A 23,743-nucleotide genomic window follows, 5' to 3' on the forward strand; every position below is an offset into this window, starting at 1 on the left:
ATTGGCGAGGTACTCTTCAAAGCAGGCGAGAAAGCAGGATACAGCTTTGAACCCAATCAGCGCGATGTAGACGATATTTTGCGCAACGTGCGTCGGGGTAAGCAGTTGGGCGATTTCTGCATGGCCACGAACCATGGGCACGAGCCTGGGGAATTCAGCCCCGAACCGGCCGACTATGAACAAGCGTTTGCACGCAAGACGATCGACGCCGGAGCAGATGCATACATAAATCACGGACCGCATCATGTCAGGGGCATCGAAATCTACAAAGGCCGGCCCATCTTTTACGGCCTGGGGAATTTCTTCAACCAAGATCTGAGAACGCCGGTCGGGGCTGACATGTTCGAGGCACACGGGAAGGATCCACGGGTCGACACTGATGCTGAGGTAAGCGCCCACGAAATGGCGGTAGGATATCCGATGTTGGAACAATTCATAACTCTCTCTGACGCTATTTACTCTGAGAGCGTCGTCAGCGTCAGCCGTTTCGAAAAAAACCAGCTCGCCGAGATAAGGCTCTATCCGCTCGAGCTGCGCCGCAGCGAGCGGCTCGCCAACCGCGGAGTTCCGAGGCTCGCTCCAGCGCCGCAGGCAAGAGCCATTCTGGAGCGGCTACAGATCGCATCGAAGCCATTCGGGACCCAAATCGAGATCGAGCATAACGTCGGTCTGATCAGACTGCGGCCCAGTTCGCTGCCAGACCACCATCACGCATTTAACCCTTGAAATGGCCTGAATCACAAAGCGCTTGGCCTCGCCCGCCCGGTGTCGGCGGCCTTCGAAGGCACCTACCGATCAGTCGCGAAGCCATCGCGTCCCGGGTCGTACGGCATCATTCCCCTAGGTAATGCGAACATAGTCGCGGACGCTACATTTGCGATTAGGTTCCAATCGCGTCTATTGCGTGAGTTGCCTCAGGTTCTGTTCTCCTTCATCGCATTGCCAGAGGGCGCAGTCGCGGTTAGCATTCAGAAGGATGGCTTGACGCTGGAAACGTTTGGCGAGACGAGTACCGTTCCCTTCGCCTTCGAGTTGGGCAAGTGGTACGAGTTGCGCCTGTCGCTTGCATCTCGCGGTCTGCATCTGGTCGGATACTCTGTCGAGACTGGGTCGCGGTCCTTTGAGATTAAGACGGGGCGGCTTAGAGGGAAGGCGGCATTTTCGAAACTGGTGCTGGCCGCTACGCCGCAGCCGGGAGATCCATCGGCGTTCACTTCGTTTTTCAACGGACGGCTCGAAGCCCCGAGGTTATTGCATGGGGCGCAGCTTGTCGAAAATCTCGTGGACGATACGGTGCCGGAAGAGGAAATACTTGCATTCTGGGATTTCGGTGTCGACATTCCAACATCAAACATCCGCGACAAAGGTCCATTGCGGCTCGACGGAACCTTCCACAATTTGCCGGCACGAGCGGTGCGAGGCTCGCGATGGTCCGGCGCGGAGATGTGCTGGAGGCACGCGATCGACGAGTATGCGGCAGTCCATTTTCACGAGGACGACCTTTACGACTGTGGATGGGAGACAGATTTCACCTTCGATATGCCCCCCGATCTTCCAAGCGGAGTGTACGGTATTCGCTTGAGATGCGAGAGCGCTGAGGACATCATACCCTTCTTTGTACGCCCAGCCAGACATGCCGCCAAGGCAAGGGTCGCAGTGCTTTTCTCGACATTCACCTATGTTGCTTACTCAAATCATGCCCGCTCCAACTTCGACGGCGCCTATATCGAAAGACGCAACACCTGGCATTCCTATCCACACCATCCGGCGGAGTACCCGGAGTTTGGGCGATCGCTCTACAATCTCCATGCTGACGGCAGCGGCGTTGCGTTCAGTTCAATGTTGCGGCCGCAGTTAATCATGCGGCCCGGCCAACTCGCCTATGTTGATGAACGTGGATCAGGCTTGCGCCATTTCCCCGCCGACATGCATCTGATCGCGTGGTGCGCGGCAAAAAATATTGCTGTCGACGTCGTCACAGATCACGACCTCGAGGCCGAGGGAAGCAAGGCACTTGAAGAGTATGCGTTGGTGCTTACAGTTACGCACCCAGAATACCATACGGCTCTCACCCTTAATGCAATTGAAGATTTCGTAGCCGGGGGCGGTAGCCTCGGCTACCTCGGAGGCAATGGGTTCTACTGGCGGATAGCAACCAGTGAGGCCTTTCCCAACGCGATAGAGGTTCGGCGCGGCGAAGCCGGCGCCAGGGCGTGGGAGGCAGAACCCGGGGAGTACTTCCATGCTTTCGACGGCTGCTATGGTGGCCTCTGGCTCAAGAACGACCGGCCTCCGCAGCGGCTCGTCGGCATCGGCATGTCGGCTCATGGCGCGTTCACCGGCTCCTTTTAACGTCGGACAGACGCGTCTTACGATCCGCGTTTTGCATGGCTGTTTGACGGAATTGATGATGAGATCCTCGGTGATTTTGGATTTTCCGGCGGGGGTGCTGCTGGGTTCGAAGTCGACATTGTCGATTCGTCCTTGGGCACACCGCCCGATGTGGTTGTCCTCGCGCAATCCGAGGAGTATTTGGGCGAGTACCATTGTGTTCCGGAAAAGATAGTTTGGCCGCAACCGCTCGCCTGGCAGTCGTCGCAGATCAGGGCCGATCTCTGCTTCATTCCTAAGGCGCACGGTAATTTTGTCTTCTCTACCGGTTCGATCCTGTTTTGCGGAAGCCTTCCGGCGAACGACTTCAACAACAACATCTCGAAACTGCTCGAGAACATGGTGCGGCACTGCCTCTCCGGACCTTGACGTACGGCCATCAAACCAGAGATGCCGCCGCTCATGATTGTCGGGGCGGTCCAGCTCCGTGGCACACGAGGTCCTCTTTGGGTGGCGGGCCGAACTCGGAGGCGTTACCCTCGCCGAAAGCCTGTCAACCCTTGCCGCTTGGATGCGAGTCCTGTTGAGGCCCCTACTGCACGACGCCACTGAGGTATCCCAAAGCCAACTGCACCGAGTGGGGCCACACGTCTGAGAATGCCGAGCCTGAGTGCCGACACCGAGACAAGAGCGGGCCTGTTTACAACAATAGCTCAGCGTCTCAACTCCACCGGCAGAATATCGAAAATGACTTTCGGGTCTGCCGGACCTTGGACGCGCTGCTCACTGGCCTACCTAACCTCCGTCTGCAATCGGGGCTCGCAGATTGGCTGAACTGCATAGGGATTGCAGAGACGTTCAGTTGCGCCGCTATGCGCCGTGGTGAGCCCCGAATAGATGCCGATGGGTGTTCCACACATATGCGCTGGGGACCCCTCCTGTTTGGTTTTCCGTGATCGAACCGCCCGCATGTCATCCAGTTCGCGACACTCCTCTCTGGTCAGAAGCATGTAGGCGTAGGGCTCTTGCGGCGCGGCGATCAGGATTAGTATCGTCTCTCCCAGATCGCCGCGCTATACCAACCGCATGTCTGCGCGGTACGAAGGTGCCACGCGCATCGAGTCCATGAACTGCAAGAGATATCTCGTCAGATCCAGAACTACGCGAACCGCTCCTTCATCGCAGTTGAGACGTCCGAGATACCACCTCGTCGGTGCGCGGATGCGGCTCATCAAGCCTCGCAGTTCATCGCCGACGAGGCGGTCTCGGCCCTGGATGTCTTCGCCAGATCCTGAACCTGCCTATGAATTTGCAAGAAGGAGATTGGAGTCGCCTTTCTTCATCTCGCACAGGCTCGGTGTGATGGTGCAACGGGTGGTACGACATCTGCTAGGCCGGCCATCTAAAAACGCGATGGGGCAGTCCGGGACATTATATTGGCGAATTGAGGACCGCATGGCGCATACTTCCACAGCGGAGAACGCAATCGCGCAACAGCTATCTTAAACCCGGCGCCAAGGTAGCCTGAATACTTGAATAGGTTGAACGAAGGGTAGCGCTCGTTGCGTCCACCCCTGAGATACAAGAATCAGATGCAGACCACCATCGCCAGCGTGCCAGTAGCGGAATGAATTTAATCCCCTCGGAATGATCGAGTGACTGAATTGCAGATCAAAGAAGTCCTTCTGGCGCCTGGCAACGGCGCATTTTTCTATGACGATCAGGAGGCCATTAGGTCCGGCGCAATCCAGGACGGCTTCATCTATGTCGGCGCGCCGACAACGCCGGGGTTCAAGTCAATTCGCGTTCCAGCATCTTCGCTCGGCATCGGGCTCGTCCTTACCGACGACACCGTTGTTTGGGGCGATATGATGAACGTCCAGTACTCTGGTGCCGGTGGACGCGATCCTTTGTTCGACACCACCCAAATCTCGGATTTGACGTCGCGGGTCATGACACCCCGGCTTCTCGATATCGACGCATCCTGCTACCTTGATGCCTGCGCGAAGGTTTTCGAGCCCTTCGAACACAGGCGGTTACCTCTCGCGATTGAGTATGGCGCGAGCCAAGCTCTACTTCGCGCAGCCGCCCATCTTCACCGCAAGACCATGGCGGAGATCGTATGCGCGGAGTTTGATCTGCCGCTGCCGTCGCGCAGAGTGCCGATCTACTGCCAGAGCGGCGATGCTCGCGAAATCAACGTGGACAAAATGATCCTGAAGGCGGTGGATGTGCTTCCCCACGGACTGATCAATTCGCGGCAGAAATTCGGCACCAACGGCCAGACCTTCATGGAGTTCGTGAAGTGGGTTGCTATGCGTACGTGCGAAATCGGCCGCCCGGGGTATCGTCCGGTGCTGCATTTCGATGTGTATGGCTGGATCGGCCAGGAAATCGGCCTGGAGCCGCACAGCATCGCCGACTTTATCTGCAAGGTTGCAGATACCGTGTCGGATTTCACGCTCAACATCGAATCCCCGGCGGATTTTGGTTCGACGCAAGCTCAAATTGAGAACTACGCCAAGATCGTATCGATCTTGGACAACCGGGGTTCCAGCGCGCGCATTGTCGTAGACGAGAGGTGCAATACGCTCGAGGATATTCGGCTCTTCGCCGAAGCGAAGGCCGCGCATCTGGTCCAAATCAAGACGCCAGACGTCGGCTCCATCGCCGATACCGCGCGCGCAGTTCTCATTTGCAAGGCGAATAAGGTAGGGGCGTATGTCGGGGGGAGCTGTACCGAGACGGATCTCTCCGCCCAAGCCTCAGTCCACGTATCGGTGGCAACCCAGGCCGACATGATGCTCGCAAAGCCCGGAATGGGTGTCGACGAGGCTTTCTCAATTGTTGGGAATGAACAGAACCGGTTGCTGGCGACGCTGAACCGTCGTCGGGCTCAATCGGAAAACGTTGGATGAAAAGCACGGTGTCGAATGCAAAACTCTCTTGAGGGGATCACTGTCGTAGCGGTGGAGCAGGCCGTTGCTGCGCCTTACGCATCGTCTCGCCTTGCGGACGCTGGCGCCCGGGTAATCAAGATCGAGAGGCCCGAAGGGGATTTTGCCCGAAACTACGACAAGTTGGTGCGGGGACAGAGCGCCTACTTCGTCTGGCTCAACCGGGGTAAGGAGTCGGTCTGTCTGGAACTAAGATCAGAAGCGGACCGCGCCGTCCTCGACACACTCATTGCCAGTGCTGACGTCTTTATCCAGAATCTGAAGCCGGGCAGTATCGAGAAACTGGGTTTCGGGTCTGCTGATCTGCGTCGCCGATTTCCGCGGCTGATCACCTGTGATATCTCCGGTTTCGGAGAGGGGGGGCCGTATTCCCACTTGAAGGCTTATGATCTGATCGTCCAAGCTGAAACAGGTCTATGCGCGATCACCGGCAACCAACAAGGGCCTGCGCGTGTAGGGGTATCGGTTTGCGACATCTCGGCGGGCATGACAGCGCATAGCGCCATTCTTCAAGCGCTCTATCACCGCGAGGTCACCGGCGAGGGCGCCAGAATTCAGGTGTCACTGTTCGATGCCATCGCCGATTGGATGAATGTTCCGGTCCTTCAAAACGACTACAGCGGCTATCACACGGTTCGCGCCGGCGTGAAACACCCGTCCCTGGCGCCGTATGGGGCCTATCGTTGCGCCGACGGCAAAGATGTCATCTTTTCAGTTCAGAATGATCGCGAATGGGTAAATTTCTGCGATAAATTCCTGAAGCAGGCGGAGCTTACACGCGCACCTGGTTTCGCCGATAATATGGATCGCCTCGGTCACCGTGCGCAACTTGATGAGATCATTGAGAGGCGCTTTTCCGAACTGTCGTGCCATGAAGCGATGCGGGAACTTGAGGCCGCCGGTTTGGCATATGGCCGACTGAACGAAGTGGCGGATGTTTCAAAACATCCACACGTTCGAAGGGTTGAGGTTGCCACTCCTGAAGGAATTGTAGACACGATAGCGCCGGCGGCGATCTTCAACGTCGAGCACCCCTCGCTGCGCCCAGTTCCGGCTCTTGGCGCTCATACCGAGAGTGTCCGCGAGGAGGTTCTGGGGCGTTTGCGCGAAAGAGCCGCGTCAGCGTGAGCGCGGATCTTGTCGATAAGGTGGGCGCGCTCGCGATTTACAGAGAGCGCTGGCCATCCCAGCGCACTGGCCGCTCGGCAAGCCCACTGCCACCGCCCTCGCAAAACTCGGCAGCAGAGGCGGTTCCATGATCAAGGACACCATTCCGGCGGTTGAAAGCGCGATGTCTGTACCCCGCTGGAGATCGCTGCTCTTCGTTCCCGCTCACGTTCCGCCTTTTGTGGAAGCGGCTCATGAGCGCGGGGCAGATGGCGTCATTCTCGACCTGGAGGATTCCGTTCCCCAGGATCAGAAGGGCGGGGCACGGCGGCAGCTTCCTGAATCCGTGGCAAAGGTGGCCCGCAAGGGCACATCTGTATTGGTCCGCGTGAATCGTGGTTTGCGCGCCTTGGCGGCCGATCTCGATGCAGCCGTGATGGCGGGGGTTGACGCACTTGTTCTTCCGAAGACGGAATCGGCAGAGTGGGTATCAGAGATCGCGAATGCGGTATCGGAACTTGAACGGGAAAGAAATCTCCCGCTGGGACGGATCCGGTTCCTTGCCCAGATCGAGACCCCGGGCGCCTTGCAAAGGCTCGCGGCCATTGCGTCGGCGCATCCCAGAATGGTCGCGATGGCGCTCGGTCCCGAAGACTTCAGTGCCGCTGTTGGCGGCTCCCCGGAGTTTGACCTTCTGTTGACGCCGAACCTTTCTGTTCTGTTCGCCGCCCGTGCGGCCGGATTGCTCCCGCTGGGCTTCGTAGGGAGCATTGGCGAGTTCTCCGATCCTGATAAACTTCGTGAAGCTGCCGGGCATGCGCGGCGGCTTGGCTTTGCTGGAGCTTTGGCGATCCACCCCACACAGGTGGCCATATTCAACGAGGCCTTCTCGCCGAACGCACAGGAACTCGAGTGGGCCCATCGTGTTGTCGCGGCAGAAAACGATGCCGCCATACGAGGACTGTCTGCATTCTCCTTGAATGGCAGGATGGTCGATCCGCCTGTGGTGCGACGCGCTCACGAGATTCTGGTTCTCGCTAAGGAGCATTAGGTGTGCAGTCCCGGACTGTGATGGTGTATCATTGCTGAGTCGTCAGGAGGAGGATGCGCTATGGCAAGCGTTCTTCACGGCAGCGCCCGCACGACGCCGTGTCTTCGAGCCGAGTTCAAAGCGTCGCAAGAGAGCACCCGGTCCCTTGCCGCCCGTTACGGTCTGAATCCGAAGACGGTGAAGAAATGGCGGAGCCGGACCACGACGGCTGATGCGCTGATAGGCCCCAAGACGCCGAAGAGCACTGTGCTGACGCGGCCGAGGAAGCCATCGTGGTGGAGTTCCGGCAGAAAAGGCTGCTGCCGCTGGGCGACGTACTCGGCTGCCTGAGAGACACCATCCCCAACATCATCGCAGCTCAGCTCAGGGATGCGCAGCTCGACCGTGCCGACCCGCGTCTCCCAACCCATGTCGCGATAGCCGTTGCGCTGGACAAGCTGCAGCGGGTTCTTCTCGCCATGGGTGGCGCCCGTCGCCGCGCCCACTTGCATTTGCATCGGCCGCACGGCGGCAAAGCCGATCATCTCGCGCAGGATATCGGCGTCGTGGGTCTTCTTCACAAGCCCAGGCCAGTGACATTCTGCAGTCAGCATCGCCAGGCTCATGACGCTGGCGCGTGACGAATCCGACGCTGTACTGATCGCGGCAATCGAGAGCAATGTTCCTGACCTCGTCGCCGCGCGAACACTTGTCGACGACTTTCAGCAGATGATCCGGTCAAAAGCGGTGGCAAAACTGGACACTTGGCTCAAAGGCGCGAAGGCCTCATCGGCTCCTTCGCGAACGGGGTCGAAAAGGACATCGCCGCGGTCCGCAACGCCATTATCTCTCCGTGGTCGAATGGCCAGACCGAAGGCCAGATCACTAAGCTCAAACTCACCAAGCGGCAAATGTACGGCCGCGCCAAGATCTTCTCCAGGCGCGCCTCGTCGGCGCAACTTAGGCCGTGGCCGCAGCGAGAGTGCGTCAGAGCCCCGTTTGGACGAAATCACCCCTCAAGCGGGGTGCTCTTTCCATGAAGAATCACACAAATCGATATCTCGGGCACTAATCCGGCCGGGGTCCGCAAGTTGGCGCGGTAGGCTATGGGCCGCGCAGAGCTCTACATGTACGTCTTATCGTACTTCCGCAAATTCGCCGAGGGAGCACCGTTACTGCCGAAAGTGTTGGCTCGGCTTCAAGCCGAATGGGCCTCGTAAGGCAGGTTCATGGCATACGCTGCATTATAAAGAATGCAAAAGACCAATGACGGCCCGGAGGATAGTAGCAGTGGCCCATCTCCTGAAACTCACATCTAGCTGTCAGATGGGTCAAATCTCAAAACAGCATTTGACCGCCGCAGGCATCCCGAACAAACATAGGCTCTCTCCATTAGGTGGGTTTTTGCACAGCGCTGCTGCTAGAGGACCACTGGTGTGACTTAACTCTGGATTGACTCGACTTAAGCACGCTTACGCAACCACTATCCCTCCCTCATCAAAAACTTACGCAAGGAAAGGTCAGCGGAAATGAAGCTGAGCGAATACGTAGAGTACGACGCTATCGGCTTGGCCTCTCTCGTGAGCGCGGGCGAAGTGACTCCTTTGGAACTGACGCGCTTGGCGCGCGAGGCGCACGACGAGGTGAATCCTCGCGTCAACGCTGTCATTGAGTTTTACGAAGATGCTGAGACCGTCGCCGGCGCGGATGCAGGACCCTTTAGTGGCGTGCCATTTCTTCGCAAGGATATCGGAGCCGCCGAGGCTGGCCGACTAGAGGAACAAGGAAGCCGCCTGTTTAAGGGCCATCGATCCAATGCTGACAGCTATTTTTTTCGGCGCGCCCGGGATGCTGGGCTCCGGACACTTGGAAGAACAACGACACCGGAGTTTGGCATATCCGGATTCAGCGAATCCATTCTCAATGGCATCACTGGTAATCCATGGGATTTGGGACGCACCGCAGGGGGCTCGTCCGCCGGAGCCGCAGCGGCAGTGGCGGCCGGCATTGCTCCGATTGCCCATGGCAGCGACGGTGGCGGTTCGCTTCGAACCCCTGCGGCTTGGTGTGGCCTTGTCGGGCTGAACCCGTCCCGCGGACGCATTTCCGGCGGTCCGAACAACCAGGATGGCAAGTTTGGTCTTTCTCGACAATTTGTTCTTTGTCGGACCGTGCGCGATATGGCGGCAGCGCTGGACGTCTTTTCCGGCCCACACCCCGGCGATCCGTTTGTTATCATCCAGCCAAACCGGCCATATCTGGAAGAATTGGCGCAGCCCACGGACACTTTGCGGGTCGGGGTCGCGAGAACGAAATGGGGCGAGGTTGAAACCGAGCCGGACGTCCTGCAAGCAGTGGAAGCGACGGCTGCACTTCTCGAGGGAATGGGGCACATCGTGGAAGACATCGAGCCGCCATATGAGCCGGCGGAGTACAGTAGCATATTGCTCGGCTTGTCAGATCTCGGCGCGAGTTCGCTCGAAACCGCGGCGCGTGCCATGGGCCGGACTATCAGCGCGGATACTTTGGAGCCAGTCAACCTCAAGCTCTATGAGCGTGGCAGGAATCTACCGTTGTCCCATCCGGGACACCTACAGGAGGCTATCAGGCGAATGAGGTTCCGAGTGGGCGAGGCGGTCCATGCGTTCGACATTTTGGTGACCCCCACGATGCCAACTGTAGCCCTGCCGCATGGCGGTATCTATTGTGCGACCAATCCGACGCTCTCCGCAGAGGAATATATGGAGGCAGATGCCGCACTTTATCAGTACGTGGGCGTATTCAATGTTACCGGACAACCTTCAGTGTCCTTACCTCTGGCACAAAGTACCAGTGGCCTGCCCATAGGCGTTCAGATCGTCGGTCGCTCTGGTGACGAGGTCACTCTAGTGCGGATCGCACGCGATCTGGAGGAAGCCCAGCCGTGGAGCAAACGGCGACCGACGGTTCAGGCAGGGGCTGCTGACAGTCACCTCTAAGCTCCCGGTTCTGTCTGAATGCCGGCACCGTCGGAATCGGTTGCTACAGCGCCGTCTCGCCGTCCGCCGTGGCATCAAGTCATGTCACGGATAATACGGGGCGATATTCTAGGCGAGTGCGAACGTACGCATCCGAGTGGACGCCTTGTCTGTTTGATTGACACCGCTGCCCTTATATTGACGCCAACAAGGACAGTGCGGAATGGAACGGCTTGAGATTGTCGACAGCGGTCGTCATCGGCGCTTCAGCAGAGAGATGAACCGGCAGATTCTCGGAGAGTTATTCGAGTCTTGGCTGTGTGCGACGATGGCCTGGCGCCACGGAATATCGCGTTACCAGTTATATGAATGGCCGCGATTAGCGCGAGTGTGGCAACTGGATGTCGCGGTACCTTCCTCCGCCTTTGTGCCTGCGCTGGTTGTTCAGAAACGGAGCCTATATCAGGGATATTGCCGCCGATCGGCCGGGTGGCCAGTGCGAACGGCCGCCATCTGGTTGTGACCCATGATGTCGACAATGATGCGCTGCTTCGGGTCATACGCGGACCGGAGTCGCTGCGATAACCCCGTTTCCGATGGGAACTGGGGTCAAGGCCTGCCTTCGACAGGGTACACATTCGGTGTGGCTTTCCCTCGGTGGCGCTTCGGGTAGGAAGTTCACAAACATAAACAGCTGTGTATTCGTCCGAGCAGGACCGCGGGTTTTTGGGCGTCTCGCGTGGTAATGTCGGTTCATGGAGATCGATGAGGACAAGATCGACGATGCAGTTTTGGCGCTGTTTATGGCTGACGCTGCATAAGAGCGTTGCGCTTGGAAGCGCTTCGACTGGGCAATAGCGCGAGGATTTTACGAACTTGCGTCCATAAATTGAGACGCCTGCTTTTCTCCATGGCGCGGAAGGCCGCCTGACATCTCCGACCTCAGATCCTGGCGATCGCATTTGCCATTGTGCGCGCCAACGCCTTTGACGCAAGACTCGGCTCCTTGTCAGCAAATTTGATGCTTAATGTCGTCATGGGCAACAAAGGGAGGATTGTCTGATCGTCGATTATCCTTACCCCTTTGTCCGCGTCTCCGACTGCCACGACGGAGATCGCGAGACCAGCCCGGACGACCGAAAGCACACCTTCCAGACTGGTGCACGAAAACGTGCACTTCCAGGGAAGACCTTGCTCGTCCAGCGCTACCATTGCAGCCTTCCGGTAGGCGCAGCCACCATCGACCGCGGCGACCTGAAACACCCCACCGGAAGGAGGCACCCAGTTATAACCGGCGATCCAGACGATCCTCTCCGTTCGCAGAACGTCGCCGCTGCTACTGCCGACCTCACGCATCAGAGCGAGGTCGATGTTACAGTCACGTAAGTCCCTAATATGGTTCGCGGCGAGCCCCGCCTTCATTTCAACTGCGACACCGGGCTTGTCTGTCATGAAGCCGCGTAAGGCTACGGTGATCGGATCGAACAGGTAATAGTCGTCGGGAACCCCGACAATGACAGTGCCGCTGATGAGCTGCGGTTTGAAGTTCTGCTCCATTTCATCAACCGACTTGAGAACCCGTGCGGCGTAGGGAATTAGGTCGCGACCATCGGCAGTGATGCGACAATTGCGCGTTGTGCGTTCGAAAAGCTGCTTGCCAAGATGCTCCTCCAGCCGCGCAATCTGATGGCTGACTGTCGACTGCGTGACATTCAGCCGAGCCGCCGACGCGGAGAAGCTTTGGGTATCCGACACGGTGAGGAAACACCGAAGAAGAGAAGTATCCATTCAACTCCGCATTCATTAACGTTGTCGATTAGTCGATGACTTATTAGCGCTTCTTTCGACTTGGATTAAACATTAATTTTGCCCGAAACAAAGGGCATATCATGGAAAAAGCACTTAACAGGCGGGTCGAAAGCAGCGAGACACCGTTCGATCCCATCCAATTTCTACGAAAGATAGTCGCCATCGACAGTTGCGATCCCCCCGGGGGCGAGCTGGAAATCGCGCGCCTTGTGCATGAGCAGCTGCTCGAACTCGGGATTGAATCGGAGCTGGACGAGTTTCTTCCGGGACGGGCAAATGTTCTGGGACGGATACGCGGCTCCGGAGAGAGCCCAGCATTTGTTTTTTCCTCACATATGGACACTGTTCCTGTCGGGACCGTGCCGTGGAAGCGTCCCCCCTTCTCTGGTGCGATCGAGGGCGACCGACTTTACGGTCGGGGAGCGACCGACATGAAGAGCGCATTAGCGTCAATGATCGCCGCTGCCGGGTCGTTGTCGAAAAAAGCGCATCTGTTAAGGGGCGACGTCATTTTGGCCTTCACTGCAGGGGAGAGCGCCAATCTTCTCGGTGCGCGGCGCTTCATCGAACAAGGTCTGCAGAAAAAGATTGGGGCTTTCCTCTGCGGTGAGCCAAGCGATCTTGATGTGATCATCGTGGAAAAGGCGGCGCTATGGCTCCGAGCGACCGCGATTGGCAGGCTGGGACATGTATCTGGAAACGCCGGCATAAACGCGATCGATGTTATTCAGGAATTTCTGAGCCGGCTCCGCGCGATGAAGCTCGAATGTCCGCCCCATCCGCTTCTCGACGGACCAACCATTCGAGTCGGTCGCATAGAAGGGGGGTCGGCGGTCAACATAACCCCTGATAGCTGTATTGCTGACTTTGACATTCGGCTTCCGCCCGGCGTCGATCACTTGTCGGTCGTTGAGCAGGTTAAGGGCATCATTCCCGCAAATGTCACCATCAGCATTCTTGACTTCAAACCCGCTGTCGAAACCCTCCCCGAAGATGATTTCGTGAAGCTTTGCACCGAAGTTTGCGCACGCCATCGCGCCGAGCCACCGAAAATAAAAGGTGTTTCCTATTACAGCGACGGAACGGTGCTGTTGGAGGGACTGTCGGTTCCCTTCGCTATCATCGGCCCGGGGGAACTTGGATTAAGTGGTCAGCCGGACGAATCGGTCTCGATCGACAATGTACTAAAAGCTGTGGATATCTATGAAGATGTCGCCATGGCTTGGTTTTCGTGAGGGATACTATGCCACGCAAAACACTCATCGGCATCACGCCTGACATCAACGATATCCAGGCCCCTGAGACTGAATATGTCGTCCGGCGGAACTACGCCGACGCCGTCCTGCAGGCCAGAGGACTTCCCATCATACTGCCATTCGGCGCCGACACCGACGCCTATCTCAACACAATTGACGGCCTTCTGGTGACCGGCGGCATGTTCGATATCGATCCGCAATTGTATCGGCAGGCTGCGCGAATGCAGTATGTCGTGAAGCCGGAGCGGACTGCGTTCGAGAAAGCTCTTATTGAGGGTGCTCGCAGACGAGGCATGCCGATCCTTGGAATATGCAATGGTATGCAATTGCTTGCTGTGTGCCTCGGTGGCGAGCTAGTGCAGGACATTCCAAGCGAGGTCAGAGGCGCGCTTGAGCACAAGCCGACGCATTCGGCGACAATTACGCAGCACCAGGTTGAGGTCGTGTCACAATCCAGACATCTGCAGTTAGCGGCCGGAACTGCGTACGCCGTCAACAGCGTGCACCACCAATCCGTGCTTTCGTCGGATGCATATGACGTACTGGCGGTCGCTTCAGACAGCGTGATTGAAGCAATAGAGGCGAATGACGGCGGTTTTGCCGTCGGAGTTCAGTGGCACCTGGAATACTGCGCGAGCCAGATCGACGATGCCTTTTGGAGCGGGTTTCTCGGGGCTGCCAGAGAATACTCTTCGAGAATTCGGTAGATAATCATGACACAGACGCCTGAACAGCGCCTCGAAGCGCTTGACCTTTTATTGCCATGCATTGTAATCCCTGCGGGAAATCTGCTCGGCTTCAAGATAGATAGTGATCAAATCTTTGTCTCCAGCCAGCTGCCGCTCGAAGATGGACCGGTAAAATATGTCGGGAAAGTCGGCGAGGCGGTTTCCAACGAAAGTGCATACGAGGCTGCTAAGCTTGCTGCACTTAATGTCATCAGCCAACTTTCGCTCGCGACAGAAGGCGATCTCTCCAAAGTTGCAGATATCGTTAAGCTTCCCGGCTTCGTGAACTGCGTCCCCGATTTCCGTGTTTGGTGAACGTGGCAGCCAGCGCGGTTCGCTACTGGCGTAGCTTCGCTTCCTCGCGGTGTGCCTGTGGAGATTGAGCTGGTTGCGCGCTTGCGCGAGGAACGATGCGCGAGATTCTCATTTTAGAAGCGGGCGTCGTCGGCATGACGTCCGCATATGCTCTTGCGCGTAACGGATTTGCCGTCACCGTCATAGACGCTGGTTCATCGCCGGCGGAAGGCGGTGCGAGTTTCGGAAATGGTTCTCAGCTCAGCTATTCCTATACCGATGCTAGGCATCGCCTTCTATGGTCGCGAATCTCCCAAAGTATCTGCTTGGGTGCGATCCAGCATTCCGAATCAACATGACGTTCTCACCCCGTTTTCTGGAATGGGGACTGAGATTTCTTGCGAACTCCTCGCAAAAACGCTTCGAACGCAATACTGTCGAAGTTCTGAAGCTGGCGATGGAAAGCCGAAGAGAATTCACCAATGTCTCCGACAAAGTGGCATTTGACTACCGCCATACGGGCAAACTGAACCTTTATTCGAGCTGCGCAAGCTTCGAGAAAGCGCAAGCACTAAGCGACCTAAAAAACCTTTATGGTGCGGAGCAGACTATACTGACAAGCGCGGAGGCGATCGAACAGGAGCCAGCACTAGCACACTACGGCCATTCTTTTGTCGGCGCGCTGTGGTCACCCCATGACGAATCTGGAGATTCGCGTCTGTTTTGTATCAGGGTTTGAAGTCATTGCTCGAAGCAGATTTTGGCGTCCGCTTCATATTTAACATACGCATCAATTCCCTGAAGACCGTGGCAAGACGACTGTATTCGGTCGTGACGGACAAAGGTGAGCTACCTTGTGATAGTGCCGACCTTTCTCTCGGCATCTGGACCGGTCATGTTGCGAAGTCAGTCGGTATACACCTGCCAATATGGCCGGTGCAGGGTTACTCAATGACTGTACCAGCCACGGACTTTACGCCATCCGCAAGCATTACGGATACCTCGCGGAAAACTGTCTTTTGCCGGATTGGGGATCGGCTTCGGATCGCGGGGTTAGCAGATATCGCGCCCGGCGAAGGCGTATTCAAGTCTGAACGGTTTGAAACCTTATTCAAAACGGCACGGGGAATTTTTCCGAAGGCAGGTGATTATGACGGCGAGGTCAACGCTTGGACTGGATGGAGGCCTGTGACACCCAATAGCCAACCGATTGTTGGGCGCTCAAAGGTCGATGGGCTCTTCTTGAACTGTGGACACGGATCGCTAGGCTGGACCCTTTCAATGGCAACGGCACAGAAATGGCAGCCGATATTGCGAACGCTTCCGATTTGCCTCGGTGATCAGCGTTTCATTTTTTTGTGCTTTTTTGGTCATCATCCCGTCCGTATTCAGCTATTAGATTGCCGATAGGCAATAGGTGCAGTAGCGAAATCGCTCGGACCGTCGATTAGGCGATGCGCGGCATTTAGTGTGACCTGAGACCCTGAAGCTCCTCCAGTTTTTGGTAGAGTCTGTCCCACTCAAGGAGACGGACGAATAAAGCGTTCACGGTTCACGGAAGAACAAGTCATCGCGATTTTGAAGGAGCAGGAGGCGGGCATGAAGACCGCCGATGTCTGCCGCAAGCATGGGATCTCGGAAGCGACCTTCTACAAATACAAGGCCAAGTTCGGTGGCATGGACGTTTCCGATGCGCGCAAGCTGAAGGCTTTGGAAGAGGAGAACGCCAAGCTGAAGAAGCTGCTGGCCGAGCAGATGCTGGACAATGCCATCCAGAAGGATGTCGCCGCAAAAAAATGGTGACGCCCGATGCCAAGCGATGCGCTGTGGCCCACGCCTGCGATCGGCATGGGGTGAGCCAGCGTCGGGCGTGCAAGGCTCTTTTCGTCGACCGCTCAAGCGTTCGCTACACAAGCATCCGGTCGGACGATGCCGCCGTTCGAGCCGCGATGAAGACGGTGGCTGCCGAGCGCCGCCGCTTTGGCTACCGGCGCATCCACATCATGCTTGAACGGCAAGGGATCGTGATGAACCAGAAGAAACTGCGGCGGCTTTACCTAGAGAAGCTCCAGGTCCGCAAACGTGGCGGCCGCAAACGGGCCTTGGGAACAAGACGGCCGATGATCGCGCCGGGTCGGACGAATGAGCGCTGGAGCCTGGACTTCGTAAGCGATGCCTTCACGGACGGACGCCGGTTCCGGGTTCTGGCCGTCGTCGACGACTTCACGCGCGAGTGCCTGGCGCTGGTCGCGGATACATCGCTGTCGGGCGCCCGCGTCGCTCGGGAGCTGGATGCCATCCTCGCCCGCCGCGGCAGGCCTCGCACGATCGTCTCGGACAATGGCACCGAGCTAACGTCGATGGCGATCCTCAAATGGTGCCAGGAAGGCGGCGTCGAATGGCACTACATCGCGCCCGGCAAGCCGATGCAAAACGGATTCGTGGAGAGTTTCAACGGCCGATTTCGCGACGAATGCTTGAACGAAACGTTGTTCTCCACTCTCACGCAAGCACGGGCAGCAATCGATCTATGGAAGGAGGACTACAACCAGAACAGACCACACTCAGCCCTGGGCAACATCACGCCCATCGAATTCGCCATCAAAATGGCTCTGGAAAACAGGCCGCATGAGGCCAGAAATGAAACTCCGGACTCTCCATTGAACTGGAGGGAACAAGGGTCCCAGGTCAGCAGGTCTTTAGCGGCGGGCGAGTTTTTGGAATTCCCAAGAGAGAGTTTGCGTGATTCAACCAAATGAACGGCTGTGGTTGTTCGTTGTGCTCTTTGATAAAGCTATTGATGGCTGCCTGAAGATCAACGAGGGAATGAAAGACACCATTTTGTCAGTCGTCGCCGTGTGAGCTTTGCGAAGAAGCCCGCGCGGTCTGCTGTCGCCTGTGGGACTATCGCGACGCTAAAACGTCTATCCGGACGATGTTGACCTGATCCTCCCGGTCGCGGCCACTGGCAGGCGGAAAGCAGCATCGCAGCCCTCGACCGAGTTCAACCAGGAACACGATGTCGGAACAAGTTGAATGTCCGGTGTGGGTGGCCGCGCCAACCAAGCCCGGACCTTCGGCTGTTTGTGCGTCGCATAGTTCCAGGATGACGTGAATCGTCTTATCCTTGGGCAACTGAGCCTCGACTGCGTTGAGGAAGCGGATGAACTCCTGATTGCCGGTAACGCTGCATGCGCGGCCAATGAGGGAGCCGTGGAGAACATTCAGGGCAGCGAAGAGTATCGTGGTGCATGGCGTTTGTAATCATGGGTCATCGTGCCGCTGCGGCCCGTCTTCAAATGAAGTCCTGGCTGCGTCTGGTCGAGCGCCTGAATCTGGCTCTTTTCATCGACGGAAAGGACAATGGCATGAGTCGGGGGCGACACATAGAGCCCGACAACGTCGTGCAGTTTCTCGGCAAAAGCCTTGTCATTCGACAGTTTGAAGCTGCGCCAGCGGGGCGGCGCAAGGCCATGCTCTTGCCAGATCTTTACGACCGAAGACGCCGCGACCCCAATGGCCGTTGCCATCGCACGAACGGTCCAGTGCGTGGCCTCCTGCCTGTGCGTTTCCAGAGTCAGAGCGACCACCCGGTCGACAAGGTCTACCTCAAGCGGCGCAGTGCCGGGCGGCCGGCTCTTGTCGCGCAGAAGACCGTCTACTCCTTCCGCCATGAAGCGTTCCTGCCAACGCCAGCCGCAGGTCTTCGACTTGGCCGTCGCTCCATGATCGCGACGGTTCCCAGACCCTCGCCGCTCATCAAGTTGATCTTCGCCCATCACACATGCTCTTGAGGCGAACTGCCAGCCGAAACGATTGCGTTGAGAACGAACTCGGTCAGCCGCGGAAATCTCGAATGTAATACCTTTGCGCATGCACCATAGTCGCATTAGAATCCAAAATCGGACCCTTTTGTCTCGGTCCGATTCTCCAACAGGCTGCTTGAAAAAGTGGCTCGCTGCGAGGCTGTGAGCGTGGTTCGGTCTTTCCAGAGAGATTCGGAGAACGAGGCATGCTCGGCGAGGACGAACGGTCTGGCGAGTTGTTCAGTTATGTGATCTCGATGTCAGGGTGCCGGCGCGATCATCGGCGGCAGACCAATCAACACCAGCGCCATAATGGAGCGCCGCTCGACCGCTACCACTCGGTCGAACCGTGAGCATGTATGCGAGCCTTCGCCAACCCCGCCGCTCGGCGGATGTCCTTCACCCGGATCATCTTCGCCCACATCTCGGGCCTCATCAGCGATGATCGACGGCTCCCGGTCAACGCGGATGGCGAGCAGGGTCGGGCGACCTAAGTCGATCCAATATAGTTCCAGTCCCGGCGAATAGGCAATCGTACCCGGGTCAATCAAACTGGGGCCTTGAATCCAGGCGCTTTGAAAGCTTGTTTTAGCTCGTCCGTTGCCCGTTCCATGTTCTTCTTACCTGTTGCAGCATTGAGGGCCTCGCATCGGACACACTTCATTTTTGGCGACAGTGAACGAAGTTTTCGTTTTCATCCGCGTGAACCTTGCCCTCGCGCTTTAGGCTGTGTAGTTCTGGTGCAGACTGGGAGGACCCATGCGACGTACTGCGATCCCATTGGGAAAATTCCGGCGAGCCGATATTCGATTCGACGCTGGCAGACATACCCGGGCCAAGCTCGGTTTCGTGCTCCTAGCGATGGAGCAGACCGTAGAGGGGGACATGGGCCGCATGGCGCCTGAGGGTGTCGGGGTGCACTTCCAGCGCGCGCCGATGGCAAACCGGGTGGACGTGAGCACGCTCGCTGCAATGGCGGTAGACATCGGCGATGCCGCTGCTTTGATCGTCCCTGAGGAGAATCTCGACGTCGTCTGCTACGCCTGCACGTCAGGGAGCGTGGTTATCGGCGAGGACAAAGTGTTCAGCGAACTCGTCCGGGGCGCGCGCGGAGCAAAGCCTACATCCATCATCTCCGCTGTCATTCGCGCACTGAAGGCCGTGGACGCGCGCAAGATCGCGGTCGCCACCCCGTATGTCGACGACATCAACGAGATCGAGCGGACATACATGCAGCAGCGCGGCTTCGAGGTCGTCAACATCGAGGGACTCGGCATCGAGAACGACGCTGACATGGTCCGGGTGACGCCCGACTATCTTTTTGACTTCGCCCGCAGCGTCGACCGACCGGGTACTGATGCGATCTTCATCAGCTGCGGCGCGTTGCGATCGGTGGATATCATCCCTGCACTCGAAGCCGAGGTGGGGAAACCGGTTATCGTCAGCAACCAGGCGATGATGTGGGATTGCCTGCGTCTGGCCGGAGTGTGCGACAAAAATGACAAGTATGGGCGTCTATTTCGGGACCACTGATGCTCGAAAGGTTCAGACGCCGCGCCATTGCATAGGCCGGCCGCGGTATCCCCTGACGAGCTACGGGTCGAGTCTGAACTCGCTGCGGAATTTCGGCAGCCCTGCGCATCCTGGAGATTTGGCGGCCCCACCGAGTAGCGCTATGCGGTGTTACGTGGCTAGCCGGACTGGGCGCCATAAGCAAAATTGCCCTGCTGAAGCCACACGGGCTGTCCGGTCGAAACACTACAAAGGCTGGACGTCGAAGGGCTTGTCCAAATTCGGGACGGCGTGGGCACGCTATCAACAAGATGATCGGCAATGCGGCGCTACGCGGTGAGCACGACAAGCTTCATTTTCAGACCGCGCGTCTCTGGTGATGACCGGGCTGCTTGATGAGTGCGGCTTCGGAGGGGCAATTTACCGCCGTGCGAGCCGGTCAATTCGGCCGGTGGGCGGCCGATTTCGTCGTCATGCCGACGCAGTTCGCCTATCCTGCCAGACGTAGCGGGTGAGATTATAGGCACGATTGGCCATGCCGATCTTCGTCCTGGCCCGCGCAATACCGATGGGTCCGAACGAACAGGCCCATGCGAGACTTCAGCCGCGCGAAGACGTGCTCGACGAAGCTCGGATTGTTGAGCGGCCAATTGGCCCGTGCCATTGCCTCGCTCATCGGCCGGCCTTTCGGCTGATTGTGATAATCCGAGGTATAGCCGTGCTTTTCCAGCCACACCTGTTACTTCTTTTAGCATCTTGTCCAGCACGCACGCGATTCCGCTGATGGGTTGCACCCCTGTCTCAGCAAAGTGCGTCGTCCACATTGAAGGCGCATCCGCGGAGCTCCATCATGAGGCGATTGATGTCGACCGCGAAGACAACCATGCACCCGGCAGCGTCGTCTTGACGCAATTACATGCTTGACGTCCCAGCGGCGATTAGACAAGCCATCAATCTGCCTGCCCACAAGGAGGCAGGCGTGAGAGACGCGATCGAGGCGAGCCTGCTTTACCTGCCGCCCTACAGTTTGACTTCAATCCGATAGAAAACGCCTTCTCAAAGCTCAAGGCGCTCATGCGTGCCAAGGCCGAGCGGAAGGCTCTGTGGGACGCCGTAGGTAACATCCTCGACAAGTTCACACCGGACGAATGCGCAAATTACTTCAAGGCCGCAGGATATGACCCAGATTAAACGGACGTGCTCTAGCCATAACTCCACGTAAGGGCATATTTCGGGGACATCAAACGAACCTGATGCACGGGGCATCCACACATGACCTGCCTTCAATCAGCAGCCGGACAGGCGCTGGTTTCCGAGACATGGCCCGAATATTGCTTGCCATCTCTTTTCGAGATAGATAAGAAGGCACTGGGGATTATGCCCCGATTTGGATTTGTTCATCGTGGACATCAGGCAGTTAAAATACTTTGTCGGCGTTGTCGAAGCCGGCAGTTTCACCAAGGCAGCTTCGACCCTCAACGTTGCTCAAAGCGCTCTAAGCCTGCATGTGCGTCAACTGGAGGCAGGATTTGGCACCCAGCTGCTGGTACGCGATAGGACCGGTGTCAGCGTCACGGCGTCGGGAGAGAAGCTGCTTGAGCGCGCGCGGATCATCCTGAAGGAGGTTCAGCTCACTGAGGCGGAACTGACAAACTCGGTGGCTGCTCCTTCCGGAGAGGTGACCATCGGCATTCCGTCCGGAGCCGCTCGCGTCCTTAGCGGTCCCCTGCTTGAATCGATGAGAAGCGAATTGCCGAGGATCTCACTTAAGATGATTGAGGGGATGACTGGACCGCTGGAGGAGTGGATGGGTGCTGGCCGCTTCAATCTGGCAGTCCTGTACCGCACCACGGAGAGCGTGGGGCAAATGACGATACTGGCCCGCGAAGAGTTTTGCCTGGTGGTGCCTCCGGGTGGACCGCCTTTTGGAGATTCGATACCGCTCGCCGACCTGCATGCGTTTCCGCTGGCCGTTCCGATGCGCAATAACAATGTCAGGCGTTCGGTGGCTGATGCCGTTGCGCAACACGGTTGTGTGCTCGACGTAAGATTCGAAGTCGACTCCCTTTCTACGATCATCAATATGGTCATGGAAGGAAAGGCGTATTCTATTCTCACCCCGTCAGCCATTCAGAAAGAGGCGTCTCAAGGCCAAGTCCGGACGGTTAAAATCATTGATCCAGTGATCACCCGTTCCGTTGTGCTTGCCGTCAACCCGAAAGATGAGCGCTCTCCAGCCGTTTCTGCGGTCCGCAAGCTGATTCCCAAGGTCGTAAAGGCTTTGATCGAGGGCAAGCACTGGTCGGCCACGATTCCGGACCCGGTTTAGGCACATCCCCATCCAAGTTCTTCTAGTGCGGCCGTTGTTTCGGCTGCTTGAGCATTATCATCTGGATTCGAGATGGTTTTGGGCGACATTCGATATTTGACCGCATGCGACTATCACGATGAAAGGAGCGAGACACGGTTCGGATATCGGCCCTTCTGGTACCCTGGCGAAATTCACTAGAGCGGAGCATGCGATGTCCAACGCTACGACCTATCAGCTTTTCATCAATGGCCGTTGGCGAGCCGGTAGTGGAACCTTGACGGTGACCAACCCGGCGACAGAGCAGGTAGTTGGCTCGGTGGCCGCGGCGTCCGCTTTGGATCTGGACGAGGCCCTTGCTTCTGCAGAGCGAAGCCGCCGGGCCTGGTCCTCACGACCTCCAAAGGAGCGCGGCGAAATCCTTGTATTGGCCGCTAAAATCCTGGCCACAAAGGTCGGAGATGCGGCGAAGGATTTATCGAGAGAACAGGGTAAGACGATTGCCGAAGCAACAGGCGAGTACGCGCGCGCAGTCGAAACGCTGGAGTGGTACGGCACACGCGCAGAAGAATTGTCGGCCCCAATTCCACATGGCCCGAACCGAATGATTGTCCCTGAACCGCTCGGTGTTGTCGCTGCCTTCACGCCGTGGAACTATCCCGCAGTTCTTATCGCCCGCAAGCTTGCCCCTGCGCTGGCGGCAGGCTGTCCTGTGATCCTCAAAGGGGCTGAAGAGACACCGAGTGCGGCCATCCACATTGTCGAAGCGTTGCGCCAGGCGGGCATCCCGGACGGCGTGGTCAATCTCGTCTTCGGCGTGCCGGCGCAAATTTCTGAACATCTGCTAAGTTCGCCGATCGTGAAAGTCTTGACCTTCACGGGCTCTACCGCTGTTGGAAAACATCTTGCCAAGCTCGCGGCAAATAACTTGCAGCGGTGCATCCTTGAACTCGGTGGACACTCCCCGGTCGTTGTATGCGGGGATGCGGATCTCGCAAAAGCCGTTCCGGCAATTTCGGAATACAAGTTCGAGTGCGCGGGCCAGAGCTGCAACGCACCCAGCAGAATCCTCGTCGCCCGACCACTCTATGAGGAGTTTCTATCCCTGCTGACCGAAGTCGCCCGCAAAATCAAGATCGGCCCACCCGACGACCCAACGACGGAGATGGGACCGATGGCAAACGCGCGGCGGATCGAGGCCATGCAGCTTCTGGTCAAGGATGCGGTGGATCGCGGCGCCCGCGTAGAGACTGGTGGCAGCCGCCTCGACCAGCCGGGCTTTTACTGGCCGCCAACCATCCTGACCGGGGTGCCAAAGGATGCGAAAGTGCTTCATGACGAGCCGTTCGGGCCGATCCTGACCGTGGCGCCGTTCGACACGATCGAGGAGGCGATCGAAGAAGCCAATGCTACCGAGTATGGTTTGGCCGCCTACTTCTTCACTGGCGCCCTCGATGCGAAACGGACGCTGATCAGCAGTGTTTCGGCTGGAGCTGTCAGTGTAAATTACCTAAAGGGGGTGTCCGTGGATGCGCCGTATGGAGGCGTCAAGCAGAGCGGCTATGGGTATGAAGGTGGCGAGCAGGGCCTGCGGAGTTTCCAAAGCCTGAAACTGGTCAATGGGCTCGGGTCATTCGGGTAAGAGCTG

Annotated in this window: 17 protein-coding genes and 6 pseudogenes; 19 read left to right on the forward strand and 4 right to left on the reverse strand. The window is 57.6% G+C overall.

The features are described from left to right. From NKI88_RS24060 to NKI88_RS24085, 6 genes and pseudogenes are all read left to right on the forward strand, one after another. Nucleotides 1-726 (forward strand): CapA family protein (locus tag NKI88_RS24060; RefSeq protein ID WP_352657714.1); only part of this gene is annotated, 726 nt, incomplete at its 5' end. Between the two features lie 687 nt (nt 727-1,413). Continuing rightward, a pseudogene (locus NKI88_RS24065) lies at nt 1,414-2,760 on the forward strand (N,N-dimethylformamidase beta subunit family domain-containing protein). A gap of 1,235 nt (nt 2,761-3,995) precedes the next feature. Next, nucleotides 3,996-5,249 carry a methylaspartate ammonia-lyase gene (locus NKI88_RS24070; RefSeq protein ID WP_352657818.1) on the forward strand — a complete coding sequence of 418 codons (1,254 nt, stop codon included), beginning with the start codon at nt 3,996-3,998 and terminating at the stop codon, nt 5,247-5,249. 15 nt (nt 5,250-5,264) lie between these two features. Then, the gene (locus NKI88_RS24075; protein ID WP_352657716.1) at nt 5,265-6,416 is read left to right on the forward strand and encodes a CaiB/BaiF CoA transferase family protein; all 1,152 of its coding nucleotides are present in this window, start codon (nt 5,265-5,267) and stop codon (nt 6,414-6,416) included. A 127-nt stretch (nt 6,417-6,543) separates the two neighbouring features. Further along, the gene (locus NKI88_RS24080) at nt 6,544-7,446 is read left to right on the forward strand and encodes an HpcH/HpaI aldolase/citrate lyase family protein (RefSeq protein ID WP_352657719.1); all 903 of its coding nucleotides are present in this window, start codon (nt 6,544-6,546) and stop codon (nt 7,444-7,446) included. 60 nt (nt 7,447-7,506) lie between these two features. Continuing rightward, nucleotides 7,507-7,850: pseudogene (locus NKI88_RS24085) on the forward strand (IS481 family transposase); the annotation flags it as partial. Here NKI88_RS24085 and NKI88_RS24090 read toward each other — a convergent pair. Then, a pseudogene (locus NKI88_RS24090) lies at nt 7,806-8,039 on the reverse strand (transposase); the annotation flags it as partial. The pseudogenes NKI88_RS24085 and NKI88_RS24090 overlap by 45 nt on opposite strands. Between NKI88_RS24090 and NKI88_RS31860 the strand changes: the two are divergent. Further along, nucleotides 8,026-8,389, forward strand: a pseudogene (locus tag NKI88_RS31860) (transposase); the annotation flags it as partial. The pseudogenes NKI88_RS24090 and NKI88_RS31860 sit on opposite strands and share 14 nt — an antisense overlap. A 565-nt stretch (nt 8,390-8,954) precedes the next feature. Continuing rightward, entirely contained in the window at nt 8,955-10,403 is a 1,449-nt protein-coding gene (locus tag NKI88_RS24100; protein ID WP_352657721.1) for an amidase, read from the forward strand. A gap of 921 nt (nt 10,404-11,324) precedes the next feature. Here the strand turns inward: NKI88_RS24100 and NKI88_RS24105 are convergent. Continuing rightward, nucleotides 11,325-12,170: a LysR family transcriptional regulator gene (locus NKI88_RS24105; protein WP_352657723.1), complete on the reverse strand. Its 846-nt coding sequence runs from the start codon at nt 12,168-12,170 to the stop codon at nt 11,325-11,327. Between the two features lie 101 nt (nt 12,171-12,271). Between NKI88_RS24105 and NKI88_RS24110 the strand changes: the two genes are divergently transcribed. The 7 genes from NKI88_RS24110 (at nt 12,272) to NKI88_RS24140 (ending at nt 17,228) form a co-directional block, all read left to right on the forward strand. Then, on the forward strand, nt 12,272-13,426 hold the full coding sequence (locus NKI88_RS24110) for a M20 family metallopeptidase (protein ID WP_352657725.1): 1,155 nt from the start codon (nt 12,272-12,274) through the stop codon (nt 13,424-13,426). Between the two features lie 8 nt (nt 13,427-13,434). Further along, nucleotides 13,435-14,154 (forward strand): gamma-glutamyl-gamma-aminobutyrate hydrolase family protein, encoded by a 720-nt coding sequence (locus tag NKI88_RS24115; protein ID WP_352657728.1) that lies wholly within the window; start codon nt 13,435-13,437, stop codon nt 14,152-14,154. Nucleotides 14,155-14,160: 6 nt separating this feature from the next. Then, nucleotides 14,161-14,490 carry a RidA family protein gene (locus NKI88_RS24120; RefSeq protein WP_352657730.1) on the forward strand — a complete coding sequence of 110 codons (330 nt, stop codon included), beginning with the start codon at nt 14,161-14,163 and terminating at the stop codon, nt 14,488-14,490. A 95-nt stretch (nt 14,491-14,585) separates the two neighbouring features. Beyond that, nucleotides 14,586-14,828 carry an FAD-dependent oxidoreductase gene (locus tag NKI88_RS24125; RefSeq protein WP_352657732.1) on the forward strand — a complete coding sequence of 81 codons (243 nt, stop codon included), beginning with the start codon at nt 14,586-14,588 and terminating at the stop codon, nt 14,826-14,828. Beyond that, nucleotides 14,825-15,208, forward strand: coding sequence for an FAD-dependent oxidoreductase (locus NKI88_RS24130; protein WP_352657734.1), 384 nt, complete (start codon nt 14,825-14,827; stop codon nt 15,206-15,208). Before NKI88_RS24125 ends, NKI88_RS24130 begins: the two co-directional genes overlap by 4 nt. Before the next feature lie 68 nt (nt 15,209-15,276). Further along, nucleotides 15,277-15,879, forward strand: a complete 603-nt coding sequence (locus NKI88_RS24135; RefSeq protein WP_352657820.1) for an FAD-dependent oxidoreductase — start codon at nt 15,277-15,279, stop codon at nt 15,877-15,879. Nucleotides 15,880-16,005: 126 nt separating this feature from the next. Then, a protein-coding gene (locus NKI88_RS24140; protein WP_502909488.1) for an IS3 family transposase occupies nt 16,006-17,228 on the forward strand; the annotation gives its coding sequence in 2 pieces (ribosomal slippage) (nt 16,006-16,258 and nt 16,258-17,228; 1,224 coding nt in all). Here the strand turns inward: NKI88_RS24140 and NKI88_RS24150 are convergent. Both NKI88_RS24150 and NKI88_RS24155 read right to left on the reverse strand, forming a co-directional pair. Then, a pseudogene (locus tag NKI88_RS24150) lies at nt 17,158-18,344 on the reverse strand (IS630 family transposase). The gene NKI88_RS24140 and the pseudogene NKI88_RS24150 overlap by 71 nt on opposite strands. A gap of 191 nt (nt 18,345-18,535) precedes the next feature. Further along, entirely contained in the window at nt 18,536-18,826 is a 291-nt protein-coding gene (locus NKI88_RS24155; protein WP_352657737.1) for a hypothetical protein, read from the reverse strand. 208 nt (nt 18,827-19,034) lie between these two features. On the opposite strand from NKI88_RS24155, the gene NKI88_RS24160 reads away from it, so the two are divergent. The 4 genes and pseudogenes from NKI88_RS24160 to NKI88_RS24175 all read left to right on the forward strand — a co-directional run bounded on the left by NKI88_RS24160 (nt 19,035) and on the right by NKI88_RS24175 (nt 23,737). Beyond that, on the forward strand, nt 19,035-19,808 hold the full coding sequence (locus NKI88_RS24160; RefSeq protein ID WP_352657739.1) for a maleate cis-trans isomerase family protein: 774 nt from the start codon (nt 19,035-19,037) through the stop codon (nt 19,806-19,808). Between the two features lie 931 nt (nt 19,809-20,739). Beyond that, nucleotides 20,740-20,978 (forward strand): annotated as a pseudogene (locus NKI88_RS24165) (transposase); the annotation flags it as partial. Between the two features lie 211 nt (nt 20,979-21,189). Continuing rightward, complete coding sequence (locus NKI88_RS24170; RefSeq protein WP_352657826.1) at nt 21,190-22,116, forward strand: LysR family transcriptional regulator; 927 nt, start codon at nt 21,190-21,192, stop codon at nt 22,114-22,116. A gap of 193 nt (nt 22,117-22,309) precedes the next feature. Beyond that, a complete protein-coding gene (locus NKI88_RS24175; protein ID WP_352657742.1) occupies nt 22,310-23,737 on the forward strand; it encodes an NAD-dependent succinate-semialdehyde dehydrogenase in 1,428 nt (475 codons plus the stop codon). Nucleotides 23,738-23,743: the final 6 nt, after the last annotated feature.

Origin of the sequence: Mesorhizobium sp. M0317, from assembly GCF_040321555.1 — a bacterium.
GTDB lineage: Bacteria > Pseudomonadota > Alphaproteobacteria > Rhizobiales > Rhizobiaceae > Mesorhizobium.